Raw genomic sequence first — 12433 nt, forward strand, 5'->3', positions numbered from 1 at the left:
GATTTTTCAATAAATAAAAAAAAGCGCCTATCTGGCGCTTTTTTTATTTATTAGCTATTTTCTACTCCATAAGTAACTGGAAAGCAACGTTCACTTTTATATTAACCTCCATTTCCCCCGGAGCAATAGTCTCCTGGTTTGAAGCCTGGTCCGAAGAAGCTTTCATCTCCATAGCACGATAAACAGGTTGATAATTGCTACTACTGCCCTCGCTTATCATAAAAGCCTTTCCAACGGTTTGACCTAAAGGTTCGGCTAAAGCTTCAGCTTTTGTTTTAGCATTCAATACTGCCCTTTTTCTAGCTTCTGCTTTATGCTTTTCTATTTCTGAAGATTCAAATTCAATTCCACTAATTCCGTTAAGGCCATTTTCCAATAGGCCTCTCATGATTAATTCGTATTTGCTAATATCCTCAAGTGTAATAGAAATAGCCTGGCTAGCTACATAAGTATAGGTTTTATCATTATAATTATATCTTTTATTTAAATTGATATAATCGGTATTAATGTTTTTTTCAGCTACACCTTCAGATTTCAGGAATTTAATCACTTTATCTACCACCTCATCGTTTTGAGATTTCACCGAAGTAGCGCTCTGACCTTCGTGTTCAATCCTGGAATTTATAGTCACCTTATCTGGGGTTACTTTTACAATTCCTTCTCCTGTAACGTGAATACCGGGATTACTATTATCGTTTTGAGCTTGCATTCCAAGCCCAGCAACTAGAGCAAAAAGTAAAATTATCTTTTTCATGTTTTGTGTTATATTATTGATCTATTACCAGTAAACAAGAAGAGTACCAATTTATATTTTTCCCATTTTTTGTAACACAAATAAAACTAGAATTGGAAGAGCTAAAAGAATTACCATCAGTAAATGTTCTTCAAAGACCCAGCTAGCAAGCAACAAGGTTAACAGATAGCCGCCTACCGCACCACCAAAATGGGCATCGTGACCAATATTTCCTAACTGGCGTTTCATCCCATAAATAGTGTAAAATAAATAGCCTATTCCAAAAATATAAGCCGGCACCGGAATAATAAAAAACAGGCCCAGCATCATATCAGGCCTCAGTAAAATTGCAGAATAAAGCACACCCATTACCGCACCACTTGCTCCTACAGCCGTATAATGCATATCTTTTTTATGAAAATAATAAGATAGCAGATTCCCTAAAACCAAACTGGCAAGGTAAACTAAAATGAATCCCAAAGTTCCCAGAAAAAAGATTACTGAATTCGCAAAAAAGTAAAGCGTAAGCATATTTACCAAAAGGTGCGTGGTATTTACGTGCAGAAACCCGGAAGTAAGGATTTGATATTTAGCACCCCGATTAATATCGGCGATATTAAATTTATATTTCTGAAAAAAAGAATCGTCTTTAAATCCTTTGAATGAAATCAATACATTTACAGCAATAATTATAAGGGTTACCAGGTTTAATTCTCCCATAGCAGCTTTAGTTTAGTGCCAAATATACCATATATTTGCTGAAAATTATTTTATGCAGGCTGTAGTTTTTTGGTTGATTTATCCCTTGCTTTGGCTTATTTCCATTCTACCTTTTTGGCTTTTTTACCGCGTTTCAGATGTGGTTTATTTTATAGTTTATCATCTTGTTGGGTATAGAAAGGAAACCGTTACCCATAATTTAAAACTGGTTTTTCCCGAAAAGTCTTCCGAAGAAATTATTAAAATAAGGAAAAAGTTTTATGCTCACATGTGTGATATGTTTCTGGAAATGGTAAAGAGTATTTCAATTTCTGAAGAAGAACTAAAGAAACGTTTTGTATTTACTAATTTAGAAGAGCTTAGAAGAATAGAAAAGCTAGATAAAAGTATTATGCTCATGTGTGGACACTACGCCAGTTTTGAGTGGCTTTTTGCTTTACAACTCAACAACCTAAACCATAAAGCTTATGGTATTTATAAGAAAATTAGGAATCCCGGTTTTGATAAGTTAATTAATGATATAAGAAGACGCTTTGGCGCAGAACTTATACAGAATTCTAAATCTACTTTACGAATAGCGCATAATCAAAAAGAAGGCATACGTGGTGCTTACGCCATGATAGCCGACCAATCACCAAAATCGCCCAATTATAAATTCTGGACTGATTTTATGGGTAAAAAGGTTCCTTTCTATACGGGTTCTGAAAGAATGGCCAAAGAATTTGATATGGCAGTCATTTACCTACATGTAGATAAAGTAAAAAGAGGCTATTATAAAGCATCTTTAATTAATATTGCTGATAATCCCACTGAAACTGAAAACAACCAAATTACTCTAGATTACATACAGCATTTGGAAAAACAAATTCGGGAAAAACCAGAACTTTACCTATGGACCCATAAACGCTGGAAGCATCTTGGGAAAGAAATTCCCAAGAATGCCATAGTGCGTTAACCCACTATCTTTTTAATTTCTTTAATCATATCCTGGGCAAGATCATCTGCTTTATCCTGAGATTTTGCTTCGGTATAAATTCTAATAATAGGCTCGGTATTCGATTTTCTTAAATGTACCCAGTTTTCGGCGAAATCTATTTTAACTCCATCTACTGTAGAGATTTCTTCGTTTTTATACTTTTCTTCCATCGCCTTTAAAATCTCGTCTACATCAATTTCAGGAGTCAACTGGATTTTATTTTTACTCATATAATAAGCCGGATACTCTTTTCTTAGTTCAGATACACTAATATTCTTTTCAGCTAAATGCGTTAAAAATAATCCCACACCAACAAGACTGTCACGCCCGTAATGCGAATCTGGATAAATAATCCCGCCATTTCCTTCTCCTCCAATAACAGCATTAGCATCTTTCATAAGCTGTACTACATTAACTTCACCTACCGCGCTGGCCTTATATTCTCCACCATGTTTTTTGGTAACATCATTAAGGGCTCTGGAAGAAGATAAGTTACTTACGGTATTTCCGGGAGTTTTTGAAAGCACATAATCGGCACAAGCCACAAGTGTATATTCTTCCCCAAACATTTCTCCGTTTTCGTCAATAAAAGCAAGTCTATCAACATCTGGATCTACCACTATCCCAAAATCTGCTTTCTCCTTTTTTACCAATTCGCAAATGTCGGTAAGATGCTCTTTTAGAGGCTCAGGATTATGCGGAAAATGACCGTTTGGCTCACAATACAATTCTACAACCTCAACTCCCATTTTCTCAAGAAGTTTAGGAATAGCTATACCGCCGGTAGAATTCACTCCATCTACAACAACTTTAAAGCCGGCCTTTTTAATCTTATCGGCATCTATAAGCTTAAGTTTTAAAACCTCTTCTATGTGAATATCTATATAATTATCTATTCTGGTAATTGTTCCCAGATCATCAACTTCAGAAAAATCAAAATTATCCTGTTCTGCGTATTCCAAAATTTTCGCGCCTGCTGCTCCGTCAAGAAACTCTCCTTTTTTATTTAATAATTTCAGCGCATTCCATTGTTTTGGGTTGTGGCTGGCAGTAAGAATAATTCCGCCATCAGCTTTTTCCAACGGCACAGCTATCTCTACAGTTGGGGTAGTAGAAAGATCTATATCAATAACATTAATTCCTAAACCGGTTAAGGTATTCATAGTTAATTCCTGAACCATTTTTCCTGAAATCCGGGCGTCCCGGCCAACAACCACGGTCAACTTTTTATCTTCTGAATTATCTTTTAACCAGGTACCATAAGCGGCTGCAAATTTCACAGTATCTATTGGTGTAAGGTTGTCTCCTGTTTTACCTCCAATAGTACCGCGTATACCTGAAATTGATTTTATTAAACTCATAAGTTTATTTTATAATGAATAAATCTATTTTCTAAAATTAAAATTTTAACAAATATACAAGGAGCAGGCAGCTAGCGCCAAAACTTAACAAAAATTAAACAGGAAACAACCGGATTTACGTAACTTTCAAGAATGAATTTCTTGGCACATATATATCTTTCAGGCGACAACGAAGAGTTGAAAATCGGAAACTTTATAGCCGATTCGGTTAAAGGCAAGCAATATCTAGAATATCCTCCGGGAATTATAGATGGAATAGTATTGCATCGTGCTATCGATACTTTTACCGATACACATCATATAGTAAGTAGAAGTGTGGAACGTTTATTTGAACGCTATGGCCATTACAGCAGGGTAATCGTAGACATTTTATATGATCATTTTCTTGCAGCAAATTGGAAAGATTATAGTGATATTCCTTTAAAGATTTATACTGAAGATTTTTATAAACTCCTGCAGGATAATTTTAAAATTCTTCCTAAACAAGTTCAAAATTTTCTACCGTATATGGTTGCCGACAATTGGCTTTATAACTACCGAAAAATTGAAGGAATTGAAAAAATTCTTTTTCAAATGAATAGAAGAATTAAGTACCGTGCTAAAATGCACCTGGCTGTAGAAGAACTGCGCGAATTTTATGAGGAATTTGAAGATGAGTTCACTAGATTCTTTGAAGAGCTTAGAGCATATGTTAAAGTTGAGATTAATTCAAAGAAAAATTACTAGGTATATTTATTTGTTTTTTAGCCTTAAAATCATGTGAAAAATATACCCAATCTGTAGAAAATTATTTTCCCAATTCCCCATAAAAAAGCCCGGACAAAATTGTCCGGGCTATTACCATTTATTTGAAGTTTTGTCATTAAACCCAATACCAACGGCCATTTTTCAATTCAACTCTTTTGAATCCGTATTTAGTCCAGAAATACCAAAGATCATTCGCTCTAAGTACAGTAACCCCACTAATAGTATAATATTCGCCATTAGTATAAGATGGAGCACCTCCATCTCCCGGGTACATTGCTTCAATTCCTTTAATATCTCCAGAAGAAAGTCCAGATCTTTGAACCTGATAAGTACTACCATTATTTCTGGTAATAGTAGGCTCGCCATTCTTAGAGAAAGAATAAGCACTATACATCATTATAGATCCAAAATCTAAGCTGGTAGTATATTCATCACCATCAAAACCACTGGTTTCATAGGTATGAAAATTATGTTCTGTACCACTTCGAACATTATCGAAATTAACATTAATATAGTTATTACGATCTACTCTACTTTGCTCATGCCAAAGCCCAACCGCGTGGCCAATCTCGTGAATAGTATTACCTGTGGTACAAGCACTTGCCAATGTTATATTTTGACGACCTCCAATCATTCCAACATAAGAAGAACAGCCGGAACCAGGGGTGAAATAAATATAATTAGACTGACCAGATCTTTGAACAAACTTAAGGGATGTATTAGATTCCCAATGATCTATGGCATCGTATACACGATTTTTATCAGACAAATTATTATCTATAGCATAATAAACAGTATTTTCAGGCCACATTCCACTTGTTCTCCCAGTACTTTTCTGAGGAGTTGCATCCTGATCTAGTATAAGACTTTGCGGGGATTTACTAGTTTGATTTGCAGGGATCATAATATCTCCCTGGTAAATATAATTACCGTTATGTTCCTCTACAGGCATAAGTTGCCCTCCATAATAAATCTCGGAGACTGGGCCTAGCTCATCGGGATATGCCACTTCGGTAAGTTGCTCGGTAATTTCTTCAGGTTTTAATTGCGTTTCTGATTCTTCATTTTCTACAATGGGATCTTTACTACAAGCCAAAATCGCTAGAACAGGTAGTAACAAAAATTTGCTTTTTTTCATAAGTAGGGTACTCTTTTTTAAATTAAATAATTAGAAATTTTTGTTTTGATTTACAAAGGTCATTCCAAAAAAATAGCCTCGGAAGGCGCTTAACAATTTAATAGTCAGATTCCTACAAATACTCCTAAGTCTATTGATTAAATACAATTTTCAATTAATTTGATCCTGAAAAAATACTTTTTAATTCATTGTTGAAAGCTTCTATTTTACTGTTGTTCCGAAGTATTTACGATGAAAATCATCTAAATAAATCCAAAAATTATTGGCTAAACTTATAGAATTCTTTTTGGCTCCCTAAATTTTATAAAAAGAAAAGCTGTGCGGAAAATCCGCACAGCCTCTTTTTACATCTCTCAAGAAAGAGGGAAGTAAAAACTACTCAGCTTCTTAGTCACCCCCCGGTAAAAATTAGCTGAGATTTTATTCTCCTGACACATCGCAGATATTTGCTCTTACACTTATGGAAAGTGGCAAATCACCTTCTGTAATACCAGGTATTGTAACAGAACCTCCTTCATCTGGAACGGTTACAGTTTCACAAGTAGCACTTTCGAGTACTACTACTTCTATATCTGAAATTTCGAATGGGATTATAGGCGTAACACCAACGAACAATTCACCATCCACAATTTGCACTGTCCAATCTCCATATGAAACATTAGTAATACTAGGACCGGCATTATCAAGATTAATGTTTAGCGCATCCGTAGATTGACATCCATCTGGTGCTTCAGGTAAACAAGGTTCTACACCTGTTTCACCACATTCTGGATCTGGATTTCTAATACAACCTTCATTTTCATCAACATTAAGGATTCCGTCTCCATCAATATCTGTATCACAAGCATCACCAATTCCGTCTTCGTCTAAATCACCCTGATCTGCATTAGCCGTTTCAGGACAATTATCTTGACCATTCGGAATAGTATCACCATCACAGTCATCAGCTGGGTTTTGAGGATCACATTCACCATTTCCATTTCCACCATCATCTTCGCAATTAAAGAATATATGCCAGTAATCCATGTTGTCACCATCTACAAAGAAACTCTGTACTTCGTTCCAGCTTAAATCTGCAGAAATAGGATCTACAGCGCCTGGTGCAGGATAATTAGCATCCCAATTGGCCAGGGTAGCAGTAACTCTAATGTAATCAGTATCGCGTCCCTCTCCATATATAGGAGCTGGAATAGCTAAACATAAAGGATCGGCATACCAGTCGCCTGAATCGTCATCTTCTGTATTTCCTGTCATTGGCATTTCGCCGGTATATAACGGTATATTGTTATCATCACCTATATAAGTTATATCAAACGTATAATTTGCGGTAAAGTGTCTTCCTGCATCGTTACAGTAATTAGCGAATACGCAGAATTCATGAATTTCTACAGGTACAATATCAAAGAATTGGTAGCCATACAAATTCACATCACGGTCATCAAAGCATAGCACTTCAATATCTACATATTTTTTTGAGCCAGCACGAATCGCAAAATCGAAAGGAAGCCCCTGACTAACTAAACTGCCATAATCACTTGCGGTGGTTGGAGTGGCCCAAATTAAGGTTGAAGCTTCATCCTCTGGATCCCCATCGTAAACCAAGAATGTTGTTAAGGATACCATAGCTGTATTAGTTTCACTATTCGCAACTGGTATTTTTAAACCTTCATCATAATCAGTATAATAAGCTCCATCTTCTTCCAGTATGGGAACGTTTATCTCTATAGTTCCTTCTAGTTCCGTACCCATATTATGAGTAAGTTCAACGTGAGCATAAGCCGGCGCTTCTGAAGAACACTCAGGAAGGCTTTGCTTTACAGCTGTTCTGTTCACAAGACTATTTAAGCTTGCGCCTAAACTAAGTTCTGCAAAATTTTCAGATGCTGGATCATCTGTTAGATTGTTTTCCTCCTTGGTACAGGAAGAAAATACGAGTGAGAATACAGCAATGACTGCCATATACTTTTTTAATAATTTCATAATTAAAGTTTTTTGGATTAAATATTTAGAATGGTTAAAAAATAGTTACTGTAATCATTGAAAATTAGAAGTAGCTATATTGGTTATTGTTAATCATCTACCTCATCTACACCACAAACATCTGCATGAACGATTATAAAAAAGCTTCCGCTTTCATTATCAGTTCTATCAAAGATGTATTCTTTTCCTGAAGCTGGATTTTCATCTGTATTACCATATTGTCCAGGAGCTGATTTAGTAGGAGAATACTCACTGTAGTAAATATGACTGGTATTTATACTAACTCCATTAGCAAGATTTATGACCACCTTCACATTATTATCAGTTACAGTAACTTCTACTGAACCAACGTTTGTAGCGTTATTTAGGTTTTCCTGGCCGGCACCGGCATATAGCGTCTGTACATAAGTACCATTTGCTCCATCAAAATAATCTGCCCAACCCCATCGATTGCTATTAAAATTCAAATCATTAATAAAGGAAATGTCTCCAAATCTAAATGCTGTTTCGCAACCTTCAAGCGGTGGTGTATCCTGATCACACGCATCACCTATTTCATTTCCATCACTATCCTCCTGATAAGGGTTCGAAACGTTAGGACAGTTATCGCAAACGTCGCCAACTCCATCTCCATCTGAGTCCAATTGATTTTCATTAGATTCTAAAGGACAATTGTCACAAGCATCACCCAGACTATCGCCATCACTATTAGTTTGATCATTTGCATCTTCTGGACAATTATCACAAACATCACCAAATCCATCCGAATCCGTATCTGTTTGATCTGGGTTATAATCTGAAGGACAATTATCAGTGGGATCATCAAAACCGTCACAGTCAGCATCTGTTTGCGGATCACATTCTGTTTCCTCACAGTTGAAGAAAACATGTTCAAAATCTATTGTATTATCAGGTCCAAAATATGATTGAACATCGTTCCAGTTTAATTCAATAATCTCTGAAAATTCATTCACTGGATCTCCATAATTGTCTTCCCAGGCAGTTAAAGTAACGGTAACACTTAGATAAATATCAGTATCCGATTCCCCGTACAATGGTGCAGGAATAGCTAAACACAATGGATCTGCATACCAGTCTCCTGAATCATCATCTTCTGTGTTTCCTGTTACGGGAGATTTTCCCTGATAAAGATTAATCACTTCTTCCCCAAATAGATAATCGATATCTAGATTGTAGTTTGCTGTGAAATGTCTACCTGTATCGGTACAATAGTTAGCGAAAAGACAGAATTCGTATAGCTTTACTGGTACAAGATCAAAGAATTGATATCCATATAAGTTCACCTCTCTGTCATCAAAACAAAGTACTTCAACTGGTACATACTTTTTAGAGCCTGCACGAAGATCAAATACGATAGGTAATGGATCATTGACAAAATTTTCGTAATCACTACCTTCTTTAGGAGCTACCCAAATTGGCAATACTCCTTCATTTGGTTCCTCCGCATATACCATAAAATCTGTGAGACTAACTTCTGTAGTAGTTTCCCCATCTGGAACTGGAATAGCCAGCTCTTCATCATACTCTGTAAACAAACCTGAATCATCAGCCAGGATAGGAACTACTACATCTACACTACCCAATTCATGAGTTAACATTATTCGGGCAAAGGTGGGTACTTCATCAGAACATGCAGGAATATCCCCCTCCATTTGTCTATTTAATAAATCATTTAAAATTGGTCCTATTTCAATTACCGCCAGATTATCACCAAATTCTTCCTTTCCTATCGGTTCATCTTGAGTACAGGAGAAAAAGAGAATGAGAGCCAAAGAGGGCATTAAAATTTTTAATAGTGATTTCATTAAGTATATTTTTAAAGAATTAAAACTTAAAAAAGGTGCCCCCTATCTGGAGGCACCATATAATTAATTCTAATAACTATCGTATTCTCCACAAGAGATTACAGGTAAGCCCTCTACATTTTCATGTAAATTAATTGTTCGATTTGATGCATCTCCTAATGCGCTTACTTGTGCATTAGTTAAGCTCCAGGTTCTTGTGTAATAGAGTTCTCCATTGGCATCAGATGTAGGATAATCTCCTCCCACTAGATCAAGCGGCCATACAACTCCACCGGCATCGTCACAAGATGCATTTTCATGAATATGTTGAGGTGTTGTTGCGTTAGGCTCCATAAATGGCACCCAGGTTTTCGCAGTTAACTCGTTACCAATTAGGCTTAGGTAAGCAAATCCAAATGCATCAGAATCACCTACTTCTTTTAAACAAGCCTTATACCTCTTCTCGGTTACAGTAGGATCGGTAAATGGTGGAGGGTTATCGTCACCACATCCATAGCTAAAGTGGTAATAATCCATAGCTCCTGTTTCCTCATCGTAGAATAATTTGATTTCATCATCTGTAATTGCACCTGAAAGAATTATTTCACCCGCATTATCAGCATCATATTCATCAGTATTTTCTATACTAATTTCAAAATAGTAAGTATCAACGCCTTCAGTGTCTGGAAGGAAGAAACATAAAGGATCTGAGAAGTAATCTCCGGTTTCATCATCCATCATAACTTCATTACCAACTTCTGTATAAAGTGGATCTCCTGTATTATCATCACCTGACCAAACGTTTACACTATAACCGGCCACATAGTGTCTACCATCTTCTGAAGGACAGAAGTTTCCGAATAAACAAAATTTAATAAGTGGTATTGGCACCAGATCAAAGAATTGGTATCCGTAAAGGTTTACCTCTCTATCATCAAAACATAATACCTCTACATCTACATACTTTTTAGAACCTGCACGCAAGTCAAAATTTAGCGGCAATGCATCGTTCACAAAATTTTCAAAATCACTGCCTTCTTTTGGTGCCATCCATATTGGCATGATACCTTCTCCTGGTTCTTCAGCATAAATCCAGAAATCGGTTAGACTAACAGCAGTGGTGGTTTCTCCCTCAGGAATAGGAATTGCTAAATCCTCATCATAATCGGTAAAATAGGTAGTACCATCAAAGTTGATAGGAACTACTACATCTTCTTCTCCAAGTTCATGAGTAAGTACTACTCTTGCATACATTGGAGCGTCATCAGAACATTCAGGTATGCTTTGTTTCGATACATCCTGATTCCTGATAAAATCATTTAAAACCGCTCCCAATGAGATAGTAGCCATCTCATCACCTACTTTGGGCTCACCAGCATTTTCATCTTTGCTACAGGAAGCAAAAAGCATCGCTACTATCGCTACACCCATAAAGTAATTTTTAAAAATTTTCATAACTCTAAAGTTTTTTAGTTAATAATATTTAAGAATGGTTAATAATATATATACACGGTTCTATTTCTAGAACAATTGCATTCAAGAACAAGATTAAATAAGATTGGGGGCAAAAAAAGTAGAGAAGTGGGGTGACTACTTTTAGATAATTTTTCTAGTCTAAATGTAGGTCAATTCTTTCCTATGAAGCTATGGGGGTTTTCTTCTATTTTTAACCCCAAATAGAAGTTACTGCACTTTTTGATAATCTATTAGATCATGACTTATGGCGTATATGATACTTTCTAATATGGTATCAGAGTTTGTTCGCTTTATAATATTTGATCGATGCTTCTCGATTGTTTTTGGGGAAATAAATAAAGCTTCAGAGATGTCTTTTGTTTTGTAGCCTTTTATTAAAAGTTCAATAATCTCTTTCTCTCTGTTCGTAAATTTAAATTCCGTTAGCTGGCTATTCTGCCTAAAGCAATTTTCTACCTCTTCAGAGGAAGTGCCAATGTTATCATTGATTTCTTCATTTTTCTCAACAAAATCTATAAACATCACAAATTGATGTCCAAAATTCTTATTCAACTTTGAAAAATTAATACGTGCATTTCTTAGCTTTTCATTTCTTAGTAATAAGGTGGTCTTTGTCGCGGCTTTAATATGTTTACCTCTTGCAAAATTTCGTAAACTATCTTTTACCTTCTGTACGTTTTCGCATTTAACAAAATCAGTGAGTTTTAAACCTTTAGTATTTTTTACTCTAAAACTTTGTTTAAAGGCATCATTCATTGCAATTATTTCATTTTGATCTAATAACAAAACAGGTTTTGAAATAAGATTAAACATTCCCATAAATGCATCTTTCCAGAAATTAGAAAGAGAACGATTAGCATAAACCATTTTAATTATTTTCCCACAAAGGGCTTCCATAGTAGGAGAATACACAAATTCGTCTACTACTTTTCTAAACCTACTTTCGGCCTCGGCTCTAAAGCGATCTTCAGCATAAACTATAAGCCAGGCTTTAGTTAGAAAATGATTTGATTTAAAATTGGCTATATTTTTAAAATTTCTACCAGATCTAAAAGAAGAGTAATCTAAAAGTATCACATCGGGTAACAAGTTGAGGGCAATATTAAAACCGATGTGTAATGAATTAGCCTGTGTTAGCTCAAAATGCATACTTACCCCCTCCTGTACGCAGTCTACCATACTTTGCTTATTCGTAATAAGCAGTAATTGCTTTTTATCCGAAATCATATTACAATTTTTTGGCTATTAGCCGGTTAGTAAAAACCTGGGAATAGGGCCCAAGACATTAAGTTTAAAAGACAGAACATTTCGTTTTTAAAAATCGATTTGTTTAAATCTTACTTAGCTAGTAAAAATTAAATAGAGGCAAAATGTATTGGGGCTAATAAATAAACCTATAAGTAGGTTTTAAGTTTCCGGGGGGTGGAAAAATTTAAATTATGAAGATCTGGTATTTCAAATATAGGGGAATAACCTTAATTATTGCAAAAATTTATC

The 12433-nt window shown here is 35.5% G+C and carries 10 protein-coding genes; 2 read left to right on the top strand and 8 right to left on the bottom strand.

Annotated features, from left to right (window positions below):
* Window positions 1–61: 61 nt before the first annotated feature.
* On the bottom strand, window positions 62–754 hold the full coding sequence (locus APB85_RS11325; RefSeq protein ID WP_057481613.1) for an SIMPL domain-containing protein: 693 nt from the start codon (window positions 752–754) through the stop codon (window positions 62–64).
* 51 nt (window positions 755–805) lie between these two features.
* Complete coding sequence (locus APB85_RS11330) at window positions 806–1453, bottom strand: rhomboid family intramembrane serine protease (protein WP_057481612.1); 648 nt, start codon at window positions 1451–1453, stop codon at window positions 806–808.
* 52 nt (window positions 1454–1505) lie between these two features.
* On the opposite strand from APB85_RS11330, the gene APB85_RS11335 reads away from it, so the two are divergent.
* Window positions 1506–2408 carry a lysophospholipid acyltransferase family protein gene (locus APB85_RS11335; protein ID WP_057481611.1) on the top strand — a complete coding sequence of 301 codons (903 nt, stop codon included), beginning with the start codon at window positions 1506–1508 and terminating at the stop codon, window positions 2406–2408.
* Here the strand turns inward: APB85_RS11335 and glmM are convergent.
* Window positions 2405–3790 carry a phosphoglucosamine mutase gene (glmM, locus tag APB85_RS11340; RefSeq protein ID WP_057481610.1) on the bottom strand — a complete coding sequence of 462 codons (1386 nt, stop codon included), beginning with the start codon at window positions 3788–3790 and terminating at the stop codon, window positions 2405–2407. The two genes, APB85_RS11335 and glmM, sit on opposite strands and share 4 nt — an antisense overlap.
* 132 nt (window positions 3791–3922) lie before the next feature.
* Between glmM and APB85_RS11345 the strand changes: the two genes are divergently transcribed.
* The gene (locus APB85_RS11345; RefSeq protein WP_057481609.1) at window positions 3923–4516 is read left to right on the top strand and encodes an acyl carrier protein phosphodiesterase; all 594 of its coding nucleotides are present in this window, start codon (window positions 3923–3925) and stop codon (window positions 4514–4516) included.
* A 136-nt stretch (window positions 4517–4652) separates the two neighbouring features.
* On the opposite strand, the gene APB85_RS11350 is transcribed toward APB85_RS11345, so the two are convergent.
* The 5 genes from APB85_RS11350 to APB85_RS11370 all read right to left on the bottom strand — a co-directional run bounded on the left by APB85_RS11350 (window position 4653) and on the right by APB85_RS11370 (window position 12163).
* The gene (locus APB85_RS11350; protein ID WP_057481608.1) at window positions 4653–5675 is read right to left on the bottom strand and encodes a M12 family metallopeptidase; all 1023 of its coding nucleotides are present in this window, start codon (window positions 5673–5675) and stop codon (window positions 4653–4655) included.
* Window positions 5676–6095: 420 nt separating this feature from the next.
* Window positions 6096–7655: a thrombospondin type 3 repeat-containing protein gene (locus APB85_RS17670; protein WP_057481607.1), complete on the bottom strand. Its 1560-nt coding sequence runs from the start codon at window positions 7653–7655 to the stop codon at window positions 6096–6098.
* An 89-nt stretch (window positions 7656–7744) separates the two neighbouring features.
* Window positions 7745–9481: a thrombospondin type 3 repeat-containing protein gene (locus tag APB85_RS17630; protein ID WP_057481606.1), complete on the bottom strand. Its 1737-nt coding sequence runs from the start codon at window positions 9479–9481 to the stop codon at window positions 7745–7747.
* Window positions 9482–9550: 69 nt separating this feature from the next.
* Window positions 9551–10915 (bottom strand): hypothetical protein, encoded by a 1365-nt coding sequence (locus tag APB85_RS11365; RefSeq protein ID WP_057481605.1) that lies wholly within the window; start codon window positions 10913–10915, stop codon window positions 9551–9553.
* 228 nt (window positions 10916–11143) lie between these two features.
* A complete protein-coding gene (locus tag APB85_RS11370) occupies window positions 11144–12163 on the bottom strand; it encodes a response regulator transcription factor (RefSeq protein WP_057481604.1) in 1020 nt (339 codons plus the stop codon).
* Window positions 12164–12433 lie beyond the last annotated feature (270 nt).

It is taken from the genome of Salegentibacter mishustinae (assembly GCF_002900095.1).
GTDB lineage: Bacteria > Bacteroidota > Bacteroidia > Flavobacteriales > Flavobacteriaceae > Salegentibacter > Salegentibacter mishustinae.